Source organism: Streptomyces sp. NPDC111656, from assembly GCF_055656965.1.
In genome coordinates this window covers 257,132-280,542 of the sequence record NZ_JBVKCA010000001.1, presented here as the reverse complement: position 1 = coordinate 280,542, position 23,411 = coordinate 257,132, and the positions used below count along the sequence as shown (strand labels likewise).

The following is a 23,411-nucleotide window of genomic DNA, read 5'->3' as shown; positions in this document are numbered from 1 at the left end:
TGCTGAGGGGGGTCACACCTGGGGGGCCGCCGGAGAAGGAGCCTTCGTCACGGTTCGCCGGCGGCGTGGCACGGGCCCCAGCAGGACGTAGCCCGCCGAACCGGCGGCGAAGGCCAGCCGGATCAGGCCGCAGACACGGTCCGAGGGCACCAACAGGGTGCTGCCGTACAGGGAGAGCAGGGCGATCCAGCTCCACCACGGCACCAGACGACGCTGCCCGACCGCGTCCCACAGCAGGGTGCCGAGCAGGATCGAGGCGCTGTAGTACGTGTAGACACTCGGGTCCAGTGCGATGCGGGCATCGGCACCGAGCAGCACGACCGCGGGCCAGCGGCCTCTGAGTACCGCCAGCGCGCCGAGACCGAGTCCCAGGAGTACTTGGGCCGGGCGGTCCCACCAGGGCGTGGCCGGAGCCAGGACGCCCAGCCAACGCAGCGCCGAGGCGGGCTGGTTGGCGATGGTGAATCTGGCGGCGGCGGCCGAGTTGAGATGGGTGACGTAGAACGGCAGCCACGCGACGGCCACCAGGCCGACCGTCCAGAAGGCGGAGTTGCGTCGTTGCGTGGCCGGCAGGGCGAGCAGCAGTGCCGCGAACGCCAGCGCCCAGGGTTTCGAGTCCACCGCCAGCGCGAGCATGATGCCCACCGTGCGCCCTTTGCCCCGCACCAGGGCACGGACGGCCAGCGTGGTGAAGAACAGTGCGAGTACGTCGTCCAAGTGGGCGAAGCGGACCGCCACTTCGACCCACATGGGTATGAAGGCCACCCCTGCCACGAGCACCCGCTGCTGGAGTCGGCGGTGGTTGAGTCCCGTGCCGCGGTTGTGATCGGCCGCACTGCGGCCGACCAGAACCAGCATGTAGAGGCCGAGCGCGGACATCACCACCTCTGCCAGCACCTCCGCCAGGTGGGGTGGCAGCGGGGCGAACAGCGCGGCCGCCAGAAAGCTCACGGGGCCGATCTGCAACTCCGGATGGTTGGCGTAGATGGCCAGGCCGCCCCCCGGAACGGCGCCGAAGAGCAACTGGCCCCCGGTGCGCAGGTAGTGCCAGGAGATCCCCCCGTGTCTCTGCACCAGCAGGAACCAGAGCAACGTCCACGCCGCCAGGACGACGATATGGGGTCGTATGCCCTTGCGTTCCTGTCGCATGACCCAGGGGACGGCCCGGCCCGCGGCGCGGCCATCCGTTCCGCGGTGACTTTGCTCCGGGTCCTGCGCCTGTGTCGGTCCCCCCGCGTCCTCGCGGCCCTCGTCCCACCGCACAGGCGCCTACCGCGCCAACTGATCGGCGACGCCACGGACCGACGCGCACCGGTCCCCCGCTGGAAGATCCGCGCCTTCCATCAACACCCCTTGTCGTTCCCTCACCCGCGGCACAGACCGCGGGCGGTTCCTCGCGGGCTCCGGCACTCGACCGCCTGCCGCCACGACAACCGCTCTCAGGTGCGAGGCACCGAACTCGCGTTGTCCGTACCGCCGGAGACATGTTCCGAGGGCCTGGTCACGGCCCTCGCTGCTTGCCCGCGCTTACGGATCAACCCTAGACATACATTCGGGCGCGACCTGCAACACAGGGGAAACACACACCCCACTCTCACCAGCCGCGCTGTTCGGCCGACGCACGAGAGGCCGCGGCGAGGACCCCGTCGAGGATGACGTCCAGAGCCCAGTCGGTACGGCTCGGGCCGTCTCCCGACACGAGCGTGTCGCCGAGCCGGGCGATGTGGGGGTAGCGCGCCGGGTCCGCGGTGGCGATCTTCGCGGCCAGGGCGGAGAAATCGTCGGCCTCCTGCGTGGCGGACTTCGGGGAGCTGTGTTCGACGGCCACGGCGGTGGGATACAGCAGCAGGAGGTCCATGGCCCAGGCCGCTTCCCGGCCCGCCACCCCGCCCTCGTCGAGGAGGCCGAGGATCGCGTCGGCCAGCGCCAGGTAGTTCGGGCCGCTCGGCTGCGTGGACATCGCCATCCGAGCGATCTCCGGGTGCCTGAAAAGCACCTCTCCATAGCTGACCAGCAGCGCCTTCAACCGGTCCCGCCAGGCCCCGGTCTCCGGCGCGGGCACCTTCACCGGCCCCAACAGGGAGTCGAGGATCTGCGCATGCAGGTCGCCCGTGTTGCGGACGTAGACATAGAGCGACGCGGGCCCGGTGTCGAGGGCCGCGGCGATGCGGCGCATCGTCACCTTGCCCAGTCCCTCCTCACGAAGGATCGCCAGCGCGGCGTCGATGATTCCCTGCCTGGTCAGGGCGGGCTTCGCCGGGCGTTCCCGTCGGCTGATCGGAGCGGACCTCTCTGGATTCATGCCGCGCAAGGATAACGAACGCGTTCGTGAAAAACAAGTTCGTACCGAACGGTGCGAGCGCGCGGCGCGGGCACACGGCGCGCCGGACACCGCCACGGGGTCGTCACGCCCGTGCCTCGGGCGTGACGACCCCGCGTTCCTCACACCGCGATCCCGTTCAGCTCGGCCAGCTCCTTCTCGGGAAGGTCCAGGGCGGCAGCGGCGATGTTGTCACGCAGGTGTGCCACCGAGGAGGTGCCGGGGATGAGCAGGATGTTCGGGGAACGCTGCAACAGCCAGGCCAGGGCGACGGCGACCGAAGTGGTCTCCAGCCGGCCCGCGACCGCGTGCAGGGTGTCCGACTGCAGCGGGGAGAAACCGCCGATGGGGAAGTAGGGCACGTAGGCGATGCCCTGCTCGGCCAGGGAGTCGATCAGCGCGTCGTCGGCGCGGTTCGCGAGGTTGTAGAAGTTCTGCACACACACGACGGGCGCGATGGACTGGGCTTCCTCGATCTGCTCGGCGGAGACGGTACTGACACCGAGATGCCTGATCAGCCCCTCCTGCTGGAGCTCCGCGAGCACGGTGAACGGTTCGGCGAGCGAACCCGGCTCGGGGGCGTCGAGCCCTCCGACCCGCAGGTTGACGACGTCGAGTGCGTCCAGGCCGAGGTTCTCGAGGTTGCTGTGCACGGCCTGGCGCAGCTCGTCGCGCGACAGCGCCTTCGGCCAGCCTCCCTCGGCGTCCCGCCGTGCTCCGACCTTGGTCACGAGGTGCAGGCCGGCCGGGTAGGGGTGCAGCGCTTCCTTGATGATCTGGTTGGTGACGTACGGGCCGTAGAAGTCGGAAGTGTCGATGTGTGTGATCCCCCGCTCGACCGCCTCGCGCAGAACGGCCACGGCGGCGTCCCGGTCGGCGGGCGGCCCGAACACGTGCGGACCGGCGAGCTGCATGGCGCCGTAGCCCATGCGGGTGACCGTCAGGTCCTTGGCCATGGTGAACGTTCCGCCGGGAAGTGACTGCACGGTCATGTCGATGCTCCTGTTTGTTCGGTGGGGCGGTGTGGGCTGTGGGGGGGGTGACGTGGCGGCTCGGACTACCAGGGAAGGGTGCCTTCGGCGTCGAAGAAGCCCCCAGTGGGACCGTCAGGGCCGATCTGCGCCGTCCGTACGATGATCTCGGCGCCCTGCTCGACGGTCTGGATGCCGGTGTTCCCGTTCAGGTCGGTCTTGGTGAAGCCGGGCTCCACCGCGTTGATCCGCATGTTCGGGAACGCCTTCGCGTACTGCACGGTGATCATGTTGACGGTAGTCTTCGATGCCGGGTAGGCGACGCCGGGGTATGCGTACGCCGGGGTGCCCGCCTCGCTCACCCGGGCCAGCGAGGCCAGCCCACTGCTGACGTTGACCACCACCGGGGCGGCCGAGGCCTGGAGCAGCGGGAGGAAGGCGTGGGTGACGCGCACGATGCCGAAGACGTTCGTCTCGAACGTCTCCCGCATCGCGTCGGCGGTCACGTCCGCGGCACCGATCACGGAGTTGCCCTCGCCCCTCGACTCGATGCCCGCGTTGTTGATCAGTACGTCAAGCCCGCCCTCGGCCTCGATGGCCTTCACTGCGGCCCGCACCGACGCGTCGTCGGTGACATCGAGCTGGACGGCGCGGGCGCCCAGCTGTTCGGCGGCCCGGCGTCCGCGTTCGGCGTCCCGGCTGCCGACGTAGACCGTGTGGCCCGCGGCGACGAGCCGACGGGCGGTCTCGTAGCCGAGACCCTTGTTCGCTCCGGTGATGAGTGCGGTCGTCATGACTCCACCCTGCGACCGGACGATGCGCACAACCAGTAGCCCGGCTTTCCTGGGACTGCCGGTACCAGGCTCGTTCGCGTCCGGCGGCGGGCCAGGAATCCGTCCGCGCAGGACAGCGGCTCGGGCCCACGGGGCGACAGCGGGGCCCCTGCCGAACAGACCGCACCACGAGTGCCAGACTGCACGACGGGACCGTCGCGATCATGTGGCCGTCGGAGATCCGCGCGGCACCCCGAAACGCCCGGAAGACGCCCTGGAGACACCCGAGAGAAGAAGAGGGACGCCCATGACCGATGTACGTGAAGTACGCGGAACCTCCGTGAACATCCCCACCCCGAACGGCTCGGCCGACGCCTATCTGGCCCACCCCGACGACAACGCCGCCCACCCCGCGGTGCTGTTCTACATGGACGCCATCGGACTGCGCCCCCGGCTGAAGGAGATGGCCGACCAGCTCGCCGGGGCCGGCTACACCGTGCTGGTTCCCAACCTCCTCTACCGCCACGGCCCGGCCCCGGTGGTGGAGCTGCCGGACTTCATCGACGCTGCCCACCGTCCGGCGCTGTTCGAGCAACTCGTGCCGATCATCCAGGAGTTGACCCCCGAACTGGCCATGCGCGACGCCGAGGCCTATCTGTCCTGGCTGGCGGCCTGCCCGCAGGCCGCCGACGGACCGGTCGGCACCACCGGCTACTGCATGGGCGCCGGTCTGGCCCTGCGCACCGCCGGTACCTACCCCGAGCGGGTCGCGGCCGCGGCCGGCTTCCACGGCGCCCGGCTGGCGACCGACGCGCCCGACAGCCCGCACCTGCTCGCCGGCCGGGTCACCGCGGAGCTGTACTTCGGCCACGCCGACCAGGACGCCTCCCTGCCTCCCGAGCAGATCGAGCGCCTCGACAAGGCGCTCACCGAGGCGGGTGTCCGCCACCGCAGCGAGCTCTACACCGGCGCGCACCACGGCTACACCATGACCGACACCGCCGCGTACGACGCCGAGGCCACCGAACGCCACTGGGCAGCCCTGCTCGACCTCTTCGACCGCGCCCTCTGAACACGCCTCTCCTCCGATCACGGGGACGGCCGTCCCCGGTCGGGGGCCCTCAGCGCGGTTGAGTCCTCGAGCCCCGCGTACGCCCCTCACCCTGTGGCGGGAACAGCCGCTCCAGGCCACTGCGTGACCAAGCCGAGAAAAGCAGGGCGCCGAGGGAATCCCACAGTCTTCGGCAGCGCCCGTGCAGCACCGCCAGGACGATCGCGGCGCCCACGGCGATCAGATGCTCACGGCCTGCCAGATTGGGTTTGACGATCGACTCCCACACCATCGAGCCGCCGGTGAGCGCGAACACGATGGGGGCGCGCCGGACGACCGAGAGATAGGTGAACAGTCCCACCACCGCGGCAGAGGGTCCGGTGTCGAGCACCTGCCCGATCTCGGGCGGCAGGCCGAGCCCCCACCAGCCCGGGCCGAGCGCGATCATCACGCGGACCGTGAGGGTGCCGGCCAGGGTGGTGGCGTAGGCGATGACCAATGTCCGGGCCCGGCCGAGGGCGAGTTCCGCGAGCGCGAAGGCGAAGAACAGCTGGGTGATGCCCGCCCACACGGGAAGGTCGAGGGCGGGCACGTACAGCGACACCGGAGTACGCAGCAGGGCCAGGGGCAGCGGCAGGCAGGCCTTCACTCCACCGGTCAGTCGCACGATCACCGCACCGGTGGGATGTTGGGCGAGCGCGTGGAAGAAGATGACCCCGAAGACGGCCACGAACGCCAGCAGGAGTCCGGACAGCCCACGACGCACGAGTTGCCGTACCGGATCCACGACGATGCCGTGCCACTCGCCGTACAGCGTGCGCCCGACGAACAACACGAACCGGCGCAGCGGGCCGCGCGGCCGCACGCCCGCGTCGTCGCTCGTGGCGGACGGCGACCGGTCGTCGTCGAACCCGTCGCCGCTCGCATGGCCGTCCCCGGTGTCACCGCGACGCTCGTCGACCGCCCAACCCAATGGTCTCTCCCCCAATCCCCCACAGGACGCCTCATCGTATAGAGCGACAAAGCCCGCATCACGGAGCCCCCGGTCAGTGCCTGTTCCCCGTCTTGTTGGGGCTGCGGGACCGATTCGGCTTCGCCTACGACGAGGCCGGCCGGCCGCGAACTGACCCGCCGCATCGGCGAGACGCTCACTCTGGAGCACACCTTCGACGCCCAGGGCCGCCTCACGTCGGTGGTCACTCCGGACGGCGCCCGCTGGCGTTACATCTACGACCCCGAAACGGGCCTCCACTACAACTACTTCCGTCACTACGATCCGGAAACCGGGTGGTGACCATCACTTCTTCTCCGAAGGCAGCTGAGCGTCACCGGCAGCAGCGGAAGGGCGGAGATGACGAAGGACCAAGGGCGGCCCAAGTGGCTGGACGTCCTGGAGCGCTGTGGCCTGCGTGTGCTGGAGACCGCCGTGCCGCAGGAGGCTCCGCCGGTGAACACGGCCATCTACTCCGTCACCGGGTTCGAGGTCGAGCCCGTCGCCGTCATCCCCGCCTCCTCGCCCCGTGCCGCCGACGAGCTGGACGAGAAGTGGCACCACTGCGCTTCGGCGAGTGCGCTGTACGGCGACAAGGGCGAGTTCCTCATCCTTCCGCCCCTGTCGGGCGGAAGTGAGATCGGCTGGGCGGCAGTCACGGACCCGGTCGGCGAGCACCTGCCGTCACGCATCGCCGCGGTGACGGGCTCCCCCGAGTTCCTCGCCGTTTCGATGGACGGCCACCACCTGTGCGCCGCCTCGGCCGAAGAGGACGACTACTGGGTCGTACGGCACGAATTCTCCTGACGGCACGGCACGGCGCGGCACCGCCCTGCTCGCGGACCGGACCTGCGGCCCGATGCCGGTGCCAGTTACCAGGTACCAATTGACAGGTGACAGGTGACAGGTGCCAGGGCCTCCTGGGATACTCAGTCGGACACCGTCTCCTGCTGCGGCTCGGCCGGCGCGGGCTCCGAGGTGACTGCCGTGGTGTAGAAGACCGACGAACCCTGCTTGGCGCGGTGAGCGTGGCTCTTGGCGACGAGTCCTTCGAGGGTGGTGCGCACGACCGTGGTCTTCACGCTCCGGTCGGGGTGGGCCTGCGTGAGCGCGGTGGTGATCTCGGCGGCGGAACGCGGCTCGGTCTGCTTCTCCAGGTGCCCTCGGATCAGCTCGACGAGAGTCGGCTTGGCCGCTGCCGTGGACGCCTTCACGGGTGAGGTCTTGGCGGCGGGCTTCTTGGACGCCGTCTTCTTGGCGCTCGTGGCGGCCGCCTTCTTCCCCTTGCTCTGCTTGGGTTCGGCAGAGGCCTGGTGAGGCACGGAGGGCGCAGCCGCGACCTCCGCCCCGGGGGCCGGGCTGGGACCGCCGAGCGCGTCCTGCATGTTCACCAGCACGGTGTGATCGTGCTGCAGGGCACTCAACTGCTCCTGCAGGGCCTCGATCTCCGCAGCGACACGCTCCTGCTCCTTGGCATTGCGCTCAAGGTCACCCGTCACCTGGGCGATGTACTGCGACGTGAGTTCTGTGGAGGGGGAGTTGGAGCTGACTTCAGTCATGACATGGGCCAATCACTCGCAGGACACAACTGCCACGGCCTGCAGCAGTGTAGAGATAGTACGCACGTGTGGAACTGGATGCTCCTGTGATGCGGGTATGTGCGACACATGTGCTTCCCGGGCCGACTCATGTGCTAGTGCGGCCGAGCCGCCATGTGGCCTTCGACCGCGGGAAGTTGGCTGCTCTCGTCGGCGGTGGCCGCCGAACTCATGAGCCTTGGCCCCAGGTGCGGTGGCCGGTGGTCAGCCCTGCCGCAGGATCCGGTCCGCCGCGAGCAGGCACCTCGGCCGTTCCGTCCGCTGCCCATCCGGTCGGAGATGTGTTGGAGGGTTCCAGACGGGTCACCGTGTCACTCGTGTGTCCCTCTTACGTGTGAACCTCGGAGAGGAAGGCCCACAGTTCGTCACGGACAGGTTCCGTTGCCACGGCTCCACCCACCACGACCTCCCGATCTGCGGGTCAGGAGAAGCGGCCAGGTTTCAGGCGCGCGGACTACGCGCCACGACGAACCCGAGCGGCCTTGCGGGCCTCGGCCGTCTGGCGTGCCTCGGCGGCCCGGCGGGACTCGCCACCGGCGCGTCCTGGGCGGGTGCCCAGGCCCCGGAAGGGGGCACCGCCGCGCTCGGGTCGCTCCGCGACCGGCCGGCTGCCGCCGATGGGAACACCGGAGGGAGCCTGCGCGCCGGTGATACGGCTCAACTCCGCCTCGCCGGAACGGACCTGGGTGACGTGTGGCCGAATGCCCGCGTCGGACATGAGACGGATCATGTCGCGGCGCTCGCCGGGCAGAACGAGCGTGACGACGCTGCCGGACTCACCGGCGCGGGCGGTACGGCCGCCTCGGTGCAGATAGTCCTTGTGGTCGCTGGGCGGGTCGACGTTGACGACGAGGTCGAGATCGTCGACATGGATACCGCGGGCGGCGACGTTGGTCGCCACCAGGACCGAGATGTGACCGGTCTTGAACTGGGCCAGCGTGCGCGTGCGCTGGGGCTGCGACTTGCCGCTGTGCAGTGCCGCGGCCTTCACACCACTGCCCAGCAGGTGCCTGGTGAACTGGTCGACGGCGTGCTTGGTGTCCAGGAACATGAGCACGCGCCCGTCGCGGGCGGCGATCTCGGTGGCGGTGGCGTACTTGTCGGCACCATGCACCTGCAGTACGTGATGCTCCATCGTGGTCACCGCGCCCGCCGAGGGATCGACCGAGTGGACCACCGGGTCATGGAGATATCGACGGACCAGGAGGTCGATGTTGCGGTCCAGCGTGGCGGAGAACAAGAGGCGCTGACCGTCTGGGCGCACCTGATCCAGCAGCTCGGTGACCTGGGGCATGAAACCCATGTCGGCCATCTGGTCGGCCTCGTCCAGGACGGTGATGCTCACCCGGTCGAGGCGGCAGTCGTTGCGCTCGACGAGATCGGTGAGGCGGCCCGGGGTCGCGACGACGACCTCGACCCCGGCCCGCAGCGCGGCGGCCTGCCGCCCGATCGACATACCACCGACCACGGTGGCCAGCCGCACCTTCAGCAACTGGGCGTACGGGGTGAGCGCATCGGAGACCTGCTGGGCCAGCTCGCGGGTGGGAACGAGGATCAGGGCGCGCGGCTTGCGGGCCTCGGCCCGCTGTCCTGCCGTGCGCACGAGGAGCGCGAGGCCGAAGGCGAGCGTCTTGCCCGATCCGGTGCGCCCGCGGCCCAGGACGTCGCGTCCCGCGAGGGAGTTCGGCAGCGTGGCCGCCTGGATCGGGAACGGCTCGTTCACGCCGAGGCTGGTGAGCTTGTTCAGCAACTCGACGGGGAGGTCCAGCTCACCGAAGGCCGCGACCGGGGGGAGGGCCGGGGTGATGGTCTCCGGCAGCGCGAACTCGCCCTGCGGTGCGGCGGGACGGCGCCCGTCGCCGCCCGAACGAGCGCCGGGGCGCCCCTGCGCGCCCTGCCGACGGGTCTTGGCAAAACGGTCGCTCGTGCGAGCTGAGCGGTTCATGGAGAACCTTCCTCGATATGGCACGTATCGAGGAATTCTCGGCAGCGATGAACCGAATGAATTGCAAGAACGAACCGAATCCGACTTCCGGGCGATACCCAGGGGTCCACGCTCTGCGAAATGCAAAAATGCCCGACGACATAAAGTCATCAAAGGCACTTGGAGCTTACGGGAACCACAACTGGAGTCAACTTTAGCACGGCACGCGCGTCCGGACACGAAAAGTACCATTATCGACCGGCAGGCCGGCCGGGCGAGCCCACGCAGACCTGTTGCGCGGGCTCTCCCAGGCGTCGTCAGACCACCTGAGCGGCGGGGCGCGGCGCCGGGACCCCGAGGTGGTGTGGGTACACGGCCGACCAGTGCTGGAAGGAGAGGATCTTCGGGTTCTGGATCACGCCGTCGCGAATTTCGATGGCGTTTCTGACCGTGGCGTCGGCGTCCCAGGCGAGGGGGCCGCTCATGACCTTGCGGAGATAGGGAAGGAGCGCTTCGCTGATCTCCCATGTGGCCGAGTTCCACACATGCGACGGGCATTCGAAGCCCATGCCCGCGTCACGGGCGACGTCGATGAAGAAGGTGCCCGGCCGGAACAGGGCGAGTTCCTCGTCGGTGACGAACATCAGCGGCGCGTCGGTGTCCTGCCGGATGCGGTTGACGATGATGTCGAACCCGGCCAGGTACTCCGCGAGCGGCACGGGACCGGCCGCGGTGAGCGCCCGAAGCCGCGACGGATCGTCCTCCTGCTCCTCGAAGTGACCCATCACGACCGACGGCATCGGCGAGGCCACGGCCGCCGCGGCGCGTTGGGTGAGCACCGTGACGTCGGAGACTCCCATGGCGCCGAGGCCGGTGACCGCTCCGCGCGCCGTGGCGCCGAAGCTGATGACCACGGCACGCATGCGGCGGCCATGACTACCTGTCAGCCCGCCGAGTTGCAGGGCGTGCAGCACCGAGCAGTAGCCCGCCAGTTCGTTGTTCTTATGGAACACATGGACGCTGAAGGCACCCGTGGACGTCCAGTGGTTCATGGCCTGCCAGGCGGCGAGGGTCGGCTTCTGGTCGATGCCGATCTGGGTCATCTTCTCGTCACAGTGCGGCCATCCCCACAGCACTTGGCCCTCGCGCAGCTCGGCGATGTCGTGGTGCATCGGTTTGGGCAGCAGCAGCACATCGCACTCGGCGAGGAGCCGCTCCCGGGAGCGCAGGCCTCCCACGAGCGGTCGCAGAGTGTCGTCGACGCCGAACCGCCGGCCGTAGCCTTCTTCGAGCAAGCACTCCCAGGCTCATCAGGCTCATGCGCTTCCTTGTCATGTGACTCTTGGTTCATCGCGGGCGTGTGAAGCGAGGTGCCGGACCACATGGGCTCCGGCCTTGCCGTCCCCCGAGAGCGACGCCGAAACGGATGACGGCATGCGAGGTGCGCTCGGTAGGACCCCCGTACCACCGGCCCCCACGCGCGCGGCCGCCGCCGGATCATGAACCCCCCGGAAGACTCAGCCCCCAAGAAAACTCAAACGCACCTTTCGCACAGGATTGTCCCTGTTCGTGTCCACCAGGCACACCGACTGCCACGTCCCCAGTTCCAGCCTCCCGCCCAGCACGGGCAGCGTCGCGTGGGGCGGGACGACGGCGGGGAGCACGTGGTCACGGCCGTGCCCGGAGCTGCCGTGGCGGTGCCGCCAGCGGTCGTCCGCGGGCAGTAGGGAGTGCAGCGCGGCGAGGAGGTCATCGTCGCTTCCGGCGCCGGTTTCGATGATCGCGACACCGGCGGTGGCGTGGGGGACGAAGACATTCAGGAGGCCGTCGCGGCCCGCCGCCGCCTCTCGGAGGAAGGCCTCGCAGTCGCGGGTGAGGTCGACGACCGTCTCCGCCGAACCGGTGGTGACGTTCAGGACTCGAGTGGTGAAGGCATCCGGCATGACCCGATTCTCACCCGCCCGCGGGTTCCCGCACACGCCCGACAGCCCGCACCCCTGTTCACGCGTCCCATTTCGCTGTACATGCGTTCCATTCCGCGAGACACCATTGACCGGGCATGGACCACCTGGCTACTTTCACCCGCATGTTGCGTTCAGCCTTGCTCACCACGCGCGGTCACATCGACCTGCTGCGGGTGGCCTCCGCCGCGTGTCGCCGCGGCCGCTGACGCCCTTTCACTCCCCCGTTCCACCACGCCCTCGCTCCGCTCCACCCGCACGTCGCGGCTCCGCCTGAGCCACTGACGCGGCGGAGCCATGGCGTATTCCTCTCCGGCCGCTCTCCTCCCCGTGGAGCACTCATGAGCATCAGCCATGCCCCACCCAGCCCCTCCGAGCCCGATATATCGGGCATATCCAAGAGTGGTGCGGCCCAGTCGGCGCCACCCGAGCTCGTTCCGATCGTCCCCCTCTCCACCCGCCGCACCCGTGTGCCCCGCTGGCTGCGCCGCACCTCCGGCCCGCTCCTGCTGCTCGCGCTGTGGCAACTCCTCAGCAGCACAGGGGTGTTGACCTCCGACATCCTCGCCTCGCCGGGCACCATCGCACGGGTCGGCGGCAATCTGATCGCCGACGGTTCGCTGCCCAACGCGATGGGCGTCTCCTTGCAGCGCGTCGCGGTGGGGCTGTTGCTCGGAACCCTCGTCGGCACCGGACTCGCCCTCGTCTCCGGGCTCTTCCGGATCGGCGAGGACCTCGTGGACGCGAGCGTCCAGATGCTGCGGACGGTGCCCTTCGTGGGACTGATCCCGCTGTTCATCATCTGGTTCGGGATCGGCGAGGCCCCCAAGATCGCGATCATCACGCTGGGGGTGTCCTTCCCCCTCTACCTGAACGTGTACGCCGGTATCCGCGGCGTCGACTCCCAGCTCATCGAGGCCGGGGAGTCCCTCGGACTCTCGCGGTGGGGGCTCGTGCGGCATGTCGTGCTGCCGGGCGCGCTGCCCGGGGCGATGACCGGGCTTCGCTACTCCCTCGGTATCGCCTGGCTCGCGCTCGTCTTCGCCGAGCAGATCAACGCGGACGCCGGGATCGGTTTCCTCATGGTGCAGGCCCGTGACTTCCTGCGGACCGATGTGATCGTGGTCTGCCTGATCGTCTACGCCTTCCTCGGCCTGCTCGCCGACTTCGTCGTCCGCTCCCTCGAAAGGCTGTTGCTGCAATGGCGACCGACGTTCACGGGCCGGTGATCCTCCAGAAGGGCGCCACCACCCAGCAGAAGACCGCGACCGGTGAGCAGCACCCGATCACCCAGGCCTCCGCCGTACACGTGCAGGGGCTCACCCGCTCCTTCGACGGGCGCGCCGTCATCGACGACCTCCAACTAGACGTGCGTCCGGGCGAGTTCGTGGCCCTGCTCGGCCGCAGCGGCTGCGGCAAGTCCACGCTGCTGCGCATCCTGGCCGGGCTCGACCGTGACATCGAGGGCACCGTGCTGGTCCCGCGGCGCAAGGCCGTCGCGTTCCAGGCGCCCCGGCTGATGCCATGGAAGAGGGTGTGGCGCAACGTCCTGCTGGGGCTGCCCGGGGGGCCCGAACGCGCCGTCGCCGAGCAGGCGTTGACCGAGGTCGGACTCACCCACCGCGCGAACGCCTGGCCCAAGACGCTCTCCGGCGGTGAGGCCCAACGCGCCTCGCTGGCCCGTGCGTTGGTCCGCGAACCCGATCTGCTGCTGCTCGACGAGCCGTTCGGTGCGCTGGACGCCCTCACTCGCATCAAGGCACAGCGGCTGGTCGGCGAACTGTGGCGGCGCCGCGGCTGTGCCGTGCTGCTGGTCACGCACGACGTCGAGGAGGCCGTGCTGCTCGCCGACCGGGTCCTCGTCATGGACGGCGGTGTCATCGCGTACGAGACCCAGGTCGACCTGGACCGCCCGCGCGACATCGCCGACCCCCGGTTCGCCGCACTGCGTGCCGGTCTCCTGGAGCGCCTGGGCGTGGACACCGTCGCCTGAGCTCGTCCTCCCCCGCCAGTCGCCCGCCGCCATCGCCTCACCCTCACTTCACCGTCACCTCGTCTCGTCTCACCCCACCCCACCTCACCTGAACCAATCGAACGGAATCGTCATGCGCCGACACCTCGTCCCCGCCGCTCTGCTCATCCCTCTGACCCTGCTCCTGGCCGCCTGCGGCGGGAACTCGGCCGCCGACACCGCCGGTGCCGGAACCGACGGCAAGGGTTCCCTCACGCTCAACGTCGGTGACCAGAAGGGCGGTTCCGAGGCGGTGCTGCGGGCCGCCGGAGAACTCAAGAACCTCGACTACAAGATCAAGTGGTCGACGTTCACCTCAGGGCCGCCCCTCCTGGAGGCCGTCAACGCCAAGGCCGTCGACATCGGCGGCGTCGGCAACACCCCGCCCGTCTTCGCGGCCGGCGCGGGCTCGAAGGTCTCGGTGGTGGCCGCCTGGCACGGCACGTCCAAGGGCGAGGCCATCCTCGTACCGAAGAACTCGTCGCTGCGGAAGCCCGAGGAGCTCAAGGGCAGGTCCATCGCCGTGGCGCAGGGTTCGTCCGCGCACTTCCAGCTGATCGCCTCGCTCAAGGAGGCCGGTCTCAAGCTGAGCGATGTGAAGGTCAAGTATCTGCAGCCCGCCGACGCGCTCGCCGCGTTCACCGGCGGCAAGGTGGACGCGTGGGCGGTGTGGGACCCGTACACCTCACAGGTCCTCGATGCCGAACAGGGCCGGATCCTGGCCGACGGGGACCGCGTCGTCAACGGGCTCAGCTTCCAGGTGGCGGCGCCGAGCGCACTGAAGGACACCAAGAAGGCCGCGGCCGTCAAGGACTATCTGGAGCGGCTGCGCCGCGCCCAGGACTGGGTGTACCGGCATCCGGACGCTTGGGCCAAGGTGTGGGCGAAGGACACCGGCCTGCCGTACGAGGTGGCGCTGGCCTCGGTGAAGCGCACCAACGCCAGCCGGATCGCGGTCGCCGTCGACAAGCCGCTCATCGCGTCGGAGCAGCAGATCGCGGACACCTTCACCGGGCTGAACCTGATCCCGGGCAAGGTCGACTTCGCCGCCTTCGTGGACACGCGTTTCAACGGCGGCCTGCCCCCCTCCACCGCCACGCCCCGCGTCTACAAGGACTCCTGAGGACCGCCCCTCCCGGCTCCCGGCCGACAGGTCGCGCGTCGGGTGGCTCACAGGCGTCGCCGTTCGGGAAGATCCCGCGCCCCGGTCGAGTTGGTGGAAGCGTGAACAACATCGGGGCGCAGGCGCGTGAGGTCCGTGAGGTCGACGTCGTCGTCATAGGCGCTGGGCAGGCAGGACTGTCCAGCGCCTATCACCTGCGGCGGAGCGGTTTCGAGCCGGAGCGGGACTTCGTGGTGCTGGATCACGCACCGCGTCCGGGCGGCGCCTGGCAGTTCCGCTGGCCGTCGCTGACGTACGGCAAGGTGCACGGGATGCACTCCCTGCCCGGTATGGAGCTGGAGGGCGCCGACCCGGCGCGGCCGTCCTCCGAGGTGATCGCGGAGTACTTCGACTCCTACGAGCACACCTTCGACCTGCGGGTGAGGCGGCCGGTGGACGTGCGGGCCGTGCGGGAGGGTGCCGGCGGGCGGCTGCTGGTCGAGTCCTCCGACGGTACGTGGTCGACGCGCGCGCTGATCAATGCCACGGGCACCTGGGACCGGCCGTTCTGGCCGCGCTATCCGGGCCAGGAGACCTTCCGGGGGCGGCAGTTGCACACGGCGCAGTACCCGGGGCCCGAGGAGTTCGCCGGGCAGCGGGTGGTCGTCGTGGGCGGCGGCGCGTCCGGCACCCAGCATCTGATGGAGATAGCCCCGTACGCGGCCGCGACCACCTGGGTGACACGGCGGCCGCCCGTCTTCCGTGAGGGACCCTTCACCGAGGACGTGGGGCGCGCGGCCGTCACGCTCGTGGAAGAACGCGTTCGGCAGGGGCTGCCGCCGAAGAGTGTCGTGTCGGTGACGGGACTGCCGCTGAACGACGCGATCCGGCAGGCGCTGGCCGACGGCGTGCTGGACCGGCAGCCGATGTTCGACAGGATCGCCCCGGACGGTGTCGAGTGGGCGGACGGGCGTCACGTCGACGCGGACGTCATCCTGTGGGCGACCGGCTTTCGTGCCGCCCTCGATCATCTGACGCCGCTGCGGCTGCGTGAGCCGGGCGGCGGCATCCGCGTCGAGGGGTCGCGCGCGCTCGCCGATCCCCGGATCCATCTGGTCGGGTACGGGCCTTCCGCCAGCACGATCGGCGCCAACCGGGCCGGTCGTGCGGCGGTACGGGACATCAGGCGGTTGCTGGCGGGAGTGACCGTCGGCGCCTGATGCCCCGCATCCGCCAAGGAGACCTCGTGGGCGGTGTCGCAACGGGCAACGGGCTTCAGCTCAGGGCCGAGGCGGACGGCGAGCCCGGAACCGGGGTCGAAATCGAGTGCGAGGGTGAGGTCGAGGGTGAGGCACTCCTCCGGAGCCGGTTGAATTCGGCGACGTTCCTCTGCTGCTCCTCGTAGCTGGCCGTGAACCGGGTGTCGCCCGGCTTGACCGTGACGAAGTACAGCCAGTTGCCCGGGGTGGGGTTGATCGCGGCACGCATCGCGGCTTGGCCGGGGTTGGAGATCGGTGTGGGCGGCAGCCCCATGCGCTGGTACGAGTTGTAGGGGCTCTCGAGCTTCGTGTCGTTCGTGGTCGTGGTCGGCGAGAAGCGGTTCAGCGCGTAGTTGAGGGTCGCGTCCATCTGCAGCGGCATGCCCTGCTCCAGGCGGTTGAAGATGACCCGGGCCACCTTGCCCATGTCGGCCTTGGAGGAGACCTCGGCCTGGATGATGCTCGCGATGGTGATCGCCTGATAGAGGTTCATCGCGTTGCGCTGGGCGCCCGCGGTGACGGGGCTGCCGCTGAACTTCTTGTTCGCGGTGTTGACCATGAGCGCCAGCAGGGACTCGGGGGTCGCCGTCTTGTCCAGGGGGTACGTCGCCGGGTAGAGGTAGCCCTCGGGGTTGCCCTCCGCGTAGGCGGGCAACTTGAGGTTGGCCTTGGCCAGGGACTTCTTGGTGGATCCCAGGGGCAACGCGAGGGCATTGTCGACAGCCTCGTAGACCTGGCCGGTGCGCCAGCCCTCCGGGATGACGAGGGACGTGGGCCGCGTTTCCTCGTCCTCCGTGGTCAGGGTGAGCAGCGGCACCGTCACGGCGGCGGCCGCCACGACGGCTCCGGTCGCGATGAGGGCGACCCGGCCCCGGCGCGTCAGTCGAATCGTGCTCCGTGGCGGAGTGTTCATCTGCATGCGGGCACGGTAACCCGCTAAAGCCTACAAACCCGGCATATCGTCATCTTGTCGGCTCCAGTTCAGCGTCCCGGTGGACCAGCGCCGCATAGCGCCCCTCCCGCTCCAACAACTCCTCGTGCGTGCCGCGTTCGACCGCACGGCCGGAGTCCAGGACGACGATCTGGTCGGCGCCACGGATGGTGGAGAGCCGGTGCGCGATGGTGAGCGTGGTCCGGTTGGCCGACAGGGCGTCGATGGCCTCCTGCACGGCGTACTCCGTGCGGGTGTCCAGGGCGCTGGTCGCCTCGTCGAGGATGAGGACCGGCGGGTCCCGCAGGATCGTGCGGGCGATGGCGAGGCGCTGCTTCTCGCCCCCGGAGAACCGGTGGCCGCGTTCACCCACGACCGTGTCGTACCCGTCGGGCAGTGACGCGATGTGGTCGTGGATCTGGGCCGCCCTGGCCGCCGCCTGCAGTTCCTCGTCGGTGGCGTCGGGCCTGGCGAAGCGCAGGTTCTCCGCGACCGAGGCGTGGAAGAGGTACGTCTCCTGGGAGACGACGCCGATCCCGCGGGCGAGCGTGTCGAAGTCGAGGTCCCGCACGTCGACGCCGTCCAGCGTGACGCGGCCACCCGTGACGTCGTACAGCCGTGGCACGAGATAGCTGAGCGTGGACTTGCCGGAGCCGGTCGGGCCGACCACGGCGAGACTGCCGCCCGCGGGGACGGTGATGTCGATGCCCTCGAGGATCGGGCCGCTCTTGTCGTCGTAGCGGAACTCGACGTCCTCGAAGCGGATCTCGCCCTTGACCTGGTCGAGGTGGACCGGGTGCTCCGGCTCGGTGATGTCGATGGGCAGGTCGAGGTACTCGAAGATGCGCTGGAAGAGCGCGAGCGAGGTCTGGATCTGGACGCCGGTGGACAGCAGGCCGACCGTCGGCCGGAACAGACCCTGCTGGAGCGAGACGAAGGCGACGAGCGTGCCGATCGACACGGACGGGCCGCCGAACTGGAGGGCCATGCCCGCGGCCCAGTAGATGACGGCCGGCATGGCGGCCATGACGATGCCGATGACGGACATGCGCCAGCGGCCCGCCATGTTCGACTTCACCTCGAGGTCCACCAGGCTGTCGGACTCGGCCTCGAACGCCTTGGTGAGCGAATCGCCGCGGCCCATGGTGCGGCCGAGCAGGATGCCGCTGACGGAGAGCGACTCGGTCACGGTGGCGGCCATCGCGGCCATCTGCTTCTGGCGCTGGGTCGCTATCTTCTTGCGTTCGTTGCCGACCCGTCGGCTGATCCACACGAAGACCGGCAGCAGGAGCAGCGAGACGACGGTGAGCCGCCAGTCCAGGGCGACCATCGCGACGATCGTGGCGACCACACTGGTGAGGTTGGAGACCAGCGAGGTGGCGGTGGAGGTCACGGTCGCCTGCATGCCGCCGATGTCGTTGGCGATGCGGGACTGGACCTCGCCGGTGCGGGTCCGGGTGAAGAAGGCGAGCGACATGCGCTGCAGCCGGCCGTAGACGGCGGTGCGCAGGTCGTGCATGACGCGCTGGCCGACGGTCGTGGAGATCAGGGTCTGCAGGACACCGAAGATGCTGGTGACGACCGCGCTGAGGATCATGCCGAGCGCGAGCAGGCTGAGCAGACCGGTGCGGCCCTGGGGGATCGCGACGTCCAGGGTCTCCTTCAGCAGGAAGGGGGTCGCGACGGTGACGAGGGACGAGGCGCCCACCAGCAGGCCGACGATCGCGAGGCGGCCGCGGTAGGGCCGGAACAGCTTCAGGATGCGGCGCACCTGCCGTGGCTGTTCGCCCTCGGCGGGTGACGGGGTCCAGGTGGATTGGTCGGGACGCATGGGCTCCTACGGGAGGTGAGACGACGATGACACAGGGCAGGGAAACGATGACTGCCGGAGCTTAGCTCATTGTTACCTATACTCACAATGAACCGCATCCTGATATTGTTCCCGCATGACCACCCCCGATGCCGACGGCCTGCTCGCCGAGCAGTTGCTGCGGCTGACCCGACGTGTGCACCGCATCCAGAAGCGGCACCTGGAGCAGCGCGAGCTGGGCATCACCCCGGCCCAGTCCCGGCTGCTGCGCACGCTCGCGCACTACAGCTCACCGCCGCGCATGGCGGATCTCGCGGAGCGCCTGGAGGTGGTGCCCCGGGCCGTGACCACGCTGGTCGACGGCCTGGAGGCGAGCGGGAAGGTGCGCCGGGTCCCCGATCCCACCAATCGGAGGGTGATCCGGATCGAGGTCACGGACGAGGGGCGCGAGGCACTGCGCGAGCTGCGCGGCGCGCGCCGGTCGGCCGCGGAGGAGATCCTGGCGCCGTTGTCGGACGAGCAGCGCGAGGTGCTCGGTGGGCTGCTGGACACACTGGTGGACGGCATGCCGAGGCTTGAGCACCGCTGCTGAGGGGTTGCCGCGGGCGGCCTCGTCACGCGGTGGGCAACGCGAGGAGCCGCGCGCTCCCACTCCGTACGGCTGGAGTGGGAGCGCGCGGCCCGTTCCGGGGGCGCCGGGGCGGTGACCCGTCCCGGGTCGGTCACCCGACCTCGGCGGCAGGTTCCTTGGCCGACCGTGCGGGGACTTCCGGCTTGACCGAGTGGGCGGGGCCTTGCGCCTCGGTCGGACGGGCGGGGCCTTGCGCCTCGGTCGACTCGGGCCCCGGTTCTTCCGTCGGCGACTGCCGCGTCAGCGGCTTGTCGTCCTCCTCCACGAACGCGATCTCGCCGTCGAGCATCTTCTTCGCCCGCTCCGTGTCGAGCACACCCTCCCAGCGGGAGACCGCGAAGACGGCGACGCAGTTGCCGAGGAGGTTGGTCGCGACGCGCATCGAGTCCATGATGCGGTCCACGCCGAGGAGGAGGGCGACGGCTCCGGCGGGGATGACACCGAGCGAGGAGGCCGTCGCCGACAGAGTGAGGAAGGCGGAACCCGGCACACCCGCCATGCCCTTGCTGGTCAGCATGAGAACCAGGACGACCGTGATCTGCTGACCCAGGCTCAGATCCACACCCACCGCCTGCGCGATGAACAACGTACCGATCGACAGGTAGATCGAGGCGCCGTCGAGGTTGAAGGAGTAGCCGGTGGGCAGGACCAGGCCCACGGCGTCGTCGCGGCAGCCCGCCTGGCGCAGCTTCTGCATCATGCGCGGCATGACGGTCTCACTGGAGGCGGTACCGAGCCCGAGCAGCATCTCCTCGCGGGTGTAACGGACGAACTTCCAGAGCCTGAGTCCCGTGACCGCCTTCAGAGCGACGGCGAGCAGCGCGAGGAACAGCAGCGCGACCGCGTAGCACAGGAAGATCAGCTTGCCGTACGTCTTGATGACGCCGAGCCCGTACTCCCCCACCAGGTGGACCATCGCGCCGAACACCGCGAGCGGGGCCAGCTTCATGATGAAGCCGACGATCGCGAAGACGACGTCCTGGACCTGCTCGATGGCGGGCAGCACCTTGGGCACCTTGGAGTTGCCGAGGTGGAGCAGTGCCGCGCCCACCAGGCAGGCGAGGACGAGGACTTGGAGCAGGGAGTTCTCGGCGAAGGCCCCGACCGCGCTCTGCGGCAGCGCGTTCAGGATGAACTCGCCGGTCGACGGGAGCGAGCCGCCGCCGGTGTCGTGGCCGTGTCCGGCCACGACCTTCCGACGACGATTCCGAGTACGAGCGCGCAGGCGACCTGCGCGAACAGTGAGGTACGCGGTATGCGTGCGACGCGTCGCGGGGACGGTACAGACGGCGGCACGGGCACTCCTCCGAGGGGACTTCTGGTATGCGGAAACTTCCTTCCGCAGCGATCACTATTGAGGAGTTGCCCGTGCCGCCGGATACCTCTGTGCCACGTCCATGTAAATCCTGGAACAGACGTGCCTTCCCCACCTGGGGCCCCAACAGGCTCAGCAGTCGCCGCGGTCCCGTGCCAGAACTCCCTGCGCGGTGACCAGAACGCGGTCGTAGCAGCCGTCCGAGCCGTACAGCCGGTAGCGCTCGCTCGTCGTACCGACCGCGTGCCGCTGGTCGCGGGGCACGTTCGCGGTATACGTCGCGTCTCCCGTGTACGTGTCGTCGAGCCGGGACCACGTGGTGCGCCGTCCGCCGCGCGTCTCGTCGACCGCGGCCCGGTCGCCGAGTGTCAGGACGGTCCGCAACCGGTCGTCCGCGGCGAGCGTCGTGGCGCCGTCCATGGTGTACGTGCGGTGGGTGCGCCTCACCCCGGCCGGTCCGCGCCCGTCGACGGTGACCGTCTCGTCGTCGGTCCAGGTGGCCTTGAGCGCGTCCGTGTTCTCGCCGTCGGTCCAGTGGTGCGCGGAGGTGTTGGCGAGCGTGCGGCGCACGGTGGTCCACACCCGGCCGTGCGAGGTGTCGACATATCCGGCGGTCGTCAGCCGGTGTCCGCCCTCGGTGTCGAGCCGCTCTTCCGAACCGGGCGTATACGTCGAGGAGTTGGTGAGGCCGCCCGCCCTGACCTCGGTGAGCGCGCCGCTCACGTGCGCGCGCTTCGCGTCCTGCCAGACGAGGACGTCGACCGGGGTGCTCCAGCCGGTCTGGCCCGCGGGAACGCCCACGACGGAGACGTCGATCCGGTGCGGACGACCGTCGTTGAGGAGACCGGCGTAGGGCGTGAGGTCGTATTCGATCGGCTTGATGTCGAAGGCGCGCGGGCCCGGGATCACGTACCAGAGGAAGGGGTTGGACCAGCCGCCGGTCCACACGGTCGGGAACGGCTCGGCGATGCCCGCGAGTTGGCCGTCCACCTTGATCTGCACCTCGCGATAGGGGCCCTTGTCCGCCTTGCAGGAGTACGGGGCGGGGTCGGGCACCGTCAGGTACCAGTACTCCTCGCAGCCGCCGCCGGAGCCGGTCGCGTACACCTCGGCGACGATGCGCTCGCTGTTGCGCGGGGTGGTGAGGGTGCCGTCCTGCAGGGTGAGGACACGGTCGGGGATCCCGGCGGACTTCACGGCGCCGCCCTGCGCGTAGAAGGTCAGGGTCACCTTCACGTCGAGGACTCCGGTGTACGTGTCGTCGACGACGTTCCCGATGAGCATCTCGACGTCGCCGCCGCGCCGGAACGTGTCGCTGTACCTGGTCACATCCTTCTCGACGGACCACTCGATACCGTCGGGCGAAGGCTCCGGGGTGGAGGTACGGAAGATCTCCACGCCGCCGATGTGCAGATAGCCGAGCCGGTCGAACTGACGCCCCTTGACCTTGCCGTCGAGTCGCAGGACGACCTTGCTCCAGCGGTCGCCGCAGCCGCTCGGGGGTGTGTACGTGCCCCGATACGGCGTGAAGTCACGGAACTGCGCCTCGGCGACCGTCACCGCACAGGACTTGGTGGCCGGTTTCGCCACCGGCGGGGCGGCGGTCAGGGGGTCGTGCCAGTCGGTGCCGAACTCGGCGGGTGTATCAGCGGCAGGCCCGGCGAGCGCATGGGCGGGCACATCTGCGGACGTATCGGAGGCAGTCCCGGCGGGCGTCTCGGAGGGCGCGTCGCGGGGCGTGGCGGCGACGCGATCCGCCGACCGGGCGGGGGTCGCGGCGGGCCGCGCGGCGTCCGCCGGCGGTACGGCCGAGGCCGGGCCCGCTCCCAGGAAGGTACTCGCCGAGAGGGCCACTCCGGCGAGCATGGACATGACGATCCGTCTTCTCATGTGCGGTGTTCTACGGGGGAGTCGGCCCGCCCCGCAATGGGCACTCGGTGACCGCGTCACGCGGGGCAGCCCGGTCGGCCACGGCCGCTACATCTTCAGATCGGCCTTGTCCCCCATCACGATGACGGGGTGCTGATGCGGGTCGAGCGTCCGCAGGAGATACTCCATGGCCGGCTTGGGCACGCTGACACACGCGGACGTACCGCTGCCATGGTCCATGTGCAGCCAGATGCTGCCGCCCTTCGACTGACCCAGGGGGCGGTCCGGGTCGTCCGGCGGGGTGCCCACGCGGCGGTTGTAGTTGATGGCGACGACGTAGTCGAAGTCGTGCCAGTGCGACCTGGCCCAGTCGCGGGGAGCCTGATAAGCCACCGAGTGGTCGTACGGGAGCAGGGCGCCCGGGTCGTCCAGCACTCCGCCCGCATCGGTGAGCGAGAACACCCCGACGGGGCTGCGCTTGTCGCCCTCGTGATGGTCCGTGGTCCAGCCCTTCGTCCCGTTGTGCGCGTGCCAGGAACGCCGCACCTCCCAGGTGGAACCGGACTTCGCGTACAGCACGACCGTGGAGTCGGCGGAGTCCCTGCCCTCGCCGTAGACCGCCACCACCTGGTGGGCGTTGGACGGGATCCGGGCCTGCAGGCGGTTGCCGACCTCCGGTATCCGGGTCAGATCGACGGTGCGCGCGGGGGCATGTTCGCCCTTGGCACCGGCTCCACCGTCGCCCTTCACCGCACCGCTCCCCCCTTCCGAACCACCACAGGCCGACAGGAACACAGCGAGGACACCGCACGCCACAGCGGTGAACCCCGTACGCCTCGCACCGTCTTTTCGCATGCGACCCATCGTTGCATCACGTATCGGACGAATAACCCC

General features: G+C 69.5%; 21 protein-coding genes and 1 pseudogene. 8 read left to right on the top strand and 14 right to left on the bottom strand.

Features of this window, described 5'->3' with window-relative positions:
• Positions 1-12: 12 nt before the first annotated feature.
• From ACZ7M3_RS01375 to ACZ7M3_RS01360, 4 genes are all read right to left on the bottom strand, one after another.
• Entirely contained in the window at positions 13-1,149 is a 1,137-nt protein-coding gene (locus ACZ7M3_RS01375; protein ID WP_472059900.1) for a hypothetical protein, read from the bottom strand.
• Between the two features lie 445 nt (positions 1,150-1,594).
• Complete coding sequence (locus ACZ7M3_RS01370) at positions 1,595-2,302, bottom strand: TetR/AcrR family transcriptional regulator (RefSeq protein WP_472059899.1); 708 nt, start codon at positions 2,300-2,302, stop codon at positions 1,595-1,597.
• A gap of 140 nt (positions 2,303-2,442) precedes the next feature.
• Positions 2,443-3,312, bottom strand: coding sequence for an aldo/keto reductase family oxidoreductase (locus ACZ7M3_RS01365; RefSeq protein WP_472059898.1), 870 nt, complete (start codon positions 3,310-3,312; stop codon positions 2,443-2,445).
• 65 nt (positions 3,313-3,377) lie between these two features.
• On the bottom strand, positions 3,378-4,085 hold the full coding sequence (locus ACZ7M3_RS01360; RefSeq protein WP_472059897.1) for an SDR family NAD(P)-dependent oxidoreductase: 708 nt from the start codon (positions 4,083-4,085) through the stop codon (positions 3,378-3,380).
• A 286-nt stretch (positions 4,086-4,371) separates the two neighbouring features.
• On the opposite strand from ACZ7M3_RS01360, the gene ACZ7M3_RS01355 reads away from it, so the two are divergent.
• On the top strand, positions 4,372-5,136 hold the full coding sequence (locus ACZ7M3_RS01355; RefSeq protein WP_472059896.1) for a dienelactone hydrolase family protein: 765 nt from the start codon (positions 4,372-4,374) through the stop codon (positions 5,134-5,136).
• A 49-nt stretch (positions 5,137-5,185) separates the two neighbouring features.
• Here ACZ7M3_RS01355 and ACZ7M3_RS01350 read toward each other — a convergent pair whose 3' ends face one another.
• On the bottom strand, positions 5,186-5,947 hold the full coding sequence (locus ACZ7M3_RS01350; protein WP_351306636.1) for a hypothetical protein: 762 nt from the start codon (positions 5,945-5,947) through the stop codon (positions 5,186-5,188).
• A 519-nt stretch (positions 5,948-6,466) separates the two neighbouring features.
• On the opposite strand from ACZ7M3_RS01350, the gene ACZ7M3_RS01345 reads away from it, so the two are divergent.
• Entirely contained in the window at positions 6,467-6,913 is a 447-nt protein-coding gene (locus tag ACZ7M3_RS01345; protein ID WP_472059895.1) for a hypothetical protein, read from the top strand.
• A 122-nt stretch (positions 6,914-7,035) separates the two neighbouring features.
• Here ACZ7M3_RS01345 and ACZ7M3_RS01340 read toward each other — a convergent pair whose 3' ends face one another.
• The 4 genes from ACZ7M3_RS01340 to ACZ7M3_RS01325 all read right to left on the bottom strand — a co-directional run bounded on the left by ACZ7M3_RS01340 (position 7,036) and on the right by ACZ7M3_RS01325 (position 11,571).
• Positions 7,036-7,665, bottom strand: a complete 630-nt coding sequence (locus ACZ7M3_RS01340) for a hypothetical protein (protein WP_472059894.1) — start codon at positions 7,663-7,665, stop codon at positions 7,036-7,038.
• 493 nt (positions 7,666-8,158) lie between these two features.
• On the bottom strand, positions 8,159-9,649 hold the full coding sequence (locus ACZ7M3_RS01335; protein WP_472059893.1) for a DEAD/DEAH box helicase: 1,491 nt from the start codon (positions 9,647-9,649) through the stop codon (positions 8,159-8,161).
• Between the two features lie 296 nt (positions 9,650-9,945).
• Positions 9,946-10,923, bottom strand: coding sequence for a Rossmann-fold NAD(P)-binding domain-containing protein (locus tag ACZ7M3_RS01330; RefSeq protein ID WP_472059892.1), 978 nt, complete (start codon positions 10,921-10,923; stop codon positions 9,946-9,948).
• A 222-nt stretch (positions 10,924-11,145) separates the two neighbouring features.
• Positions 11,146-11,571, bottom strand: a complete 426-nt coding sequence (locus ACZ7M3_RS01325) for a YjbQ family protein (protein ID WP_472059891.1) — start codon at positions 11,569-11,571, stop codon at positions 11,146-11,148.
• A gap of 116 nt (positions 11,572-11,687) precedes the next feature.
• Between ACZ7M3_RS01325 and ACZ7M3_RS01320 the strand changes: the two genes are divergently transcribed.
• From ACZ7M3_RS01320 to ACZ7M3_RS01300, 5 genes are all read left to right on the top strand, one after another.
• Positions 11,688-11,798, top strand: coding sequence for a putative leader peptide (locus ACZ7M3_RS01320; protein WP_355620305.1), 111 nt, complete (start codon positions 11,688-11,690; stop codon positions 11,796-11,798).
• A 132-nt stretch (positions 11,799-11,930) separates the two neighbouring features.
• Positions 11,931-12,818: an ABC transporter permease gene (locus ACZ7M3_RS01315; protein WP_472059890.1), complete on the top strand. Its 888-nt coding sequence runs from the start codon at positions 11,931-11,933 to the stop codon at positions 12,816-12,818.
• The gene (locus tag ACZ7M3_RS01310) at positions 12,791-13,582 is read left to right on the top strand and encodes an ABC transporter ATP-binding protein (protein ID WP_472059889.1); all 792 of its coding nucleotides are present in this window, start codon (positions 12,791-12,793) and stop codon (positions 13,580-13,582) included. The genes ACZ7M3_RS01315 and ACZ7M3_RS01310 overlap by 28 nt, the downstream gene beginning before the upstream one ends.
• 112 nt (positions 13,583-13,694) lie before the next feature.
• The gene (locus ACZ7M3_RS01305; protein ID WP_472059888.1) at positions 13,695-14,723 is read left to right on the top strand and encodes an ABC transporter substrate-binding protein; all 1,029 of its coding nucleotides are present in this window, start codon (positions 13,695-13,697) and stop codon (positions 14,721-14,723) included.
• A 101-nt stretch (positions 14,724-14,824) separates the two neighbouring features.
• Positions 14,825-15,922: an NAD(P)-binding domain-containing protein gene (locus ACZ7M3_RS01300; RefSeq protein ID WP_472059887.1), complete on the top strand. Its 1,098-nt coding sequence runs from the start codon at positions 14,825-14,827 to the stop codon at positions 15,920-15,922.
• A 55-nt stretch (positions 15,923-15,977) separates the two neighbouring features.
• On the opposite strand, the gene mltG is transcribed toward ACZ7M3_RS01300, so the two are convergent.
• Together mltG and ACZ7M3_RS01290 are read right to left on the bottom strand one after the other, a co-directional pair.
• Positions 15,978-16,880 (bottom strand): endolytic transglycosylase MltG, encoded by a 903-nt coding sequence (gene mltG / locus ACZ7M3_RS01295; protein WP_472059886.1) that lies wholly within the window; start codon positions 16,878-16,880, stop codon positions 15,978-15,980.
• A 43-nt stretch (positions 16,881-16,923) separates the two neighbouring features.
• The gene (locus ACZ7M3_RS01290) at positions 16,924-18,723 is read right to left on the bottom strand and encodes an ABC transporter ATP-binding protein (protein ID WP_388519290.1); all 1,800 of its coding nucleotides are present in this window, start codon (positions 18,721-18,723) and stop codon (positions 16,924-16,926) included.
• Between the two features lie 115 nt (positions 18,724-18,838).
• Between ACZ7M3_RS01290 and ACZ7M3_RS01285 the strand changes: the two genes are divergently transcribed.
• On the top strand, positions 18,839-19,294 hold the full coding sequence (locus tag ACZ7M3_RS01285) for a MarR family winged helix-turn-helix transcriptional regulator (RefSeq protein ID WP_095856082.1): 456 nt from the start codon (positions 18,839-18,841) through the stop codon (positions 19,292-19,294).
• Positions 19,295-19,424: 130 nt separating this feature from the next.
• Here the strand turns inward: ACZ7M3_RS01285 and ACZ7M3_RS01280 are convergent.
• From ACZ7M3_RS01280 to ACZ7M3_RS01270, 3 genes and pseudogenes are all read right to left on the bottom strand, one after another.
• Positions 19,425-20,629 (bottom strand): annotated as a pseudogene (locus ACZ7M3_RS01280) (cation:dicarboxylate symporter family transporter).
• Between the two features lie 151 nt (positions 20,630-20,780).
• Positions 20,781-22,538: a peptide-N4-asparagine amidase gene (locus tag ACZ7M3_RS01275; RefSeq protein WP_472059885.1), complete on the bottom strand. Its 1,758-nt coding sequence runs from the start codon at positions 22,536-22,538 to the stop codon at positions 20,781-20,783.
• 87 nt (positions 22,539-22,625) lie between these two features.
• Positions 22,626-23,372 (bottom strand): hypothetical protein, encoded by a 747-nt coding sequence (locus ACZ7M3_RS01270; protein WP_472059884.1) that lies wholly within the window; start codon positions 23,370-23,372, stop codon positions 22,626-22,628.
• Between the last annotated feature and the right edge of the window lie 39 nt (positions 23,373-23,411).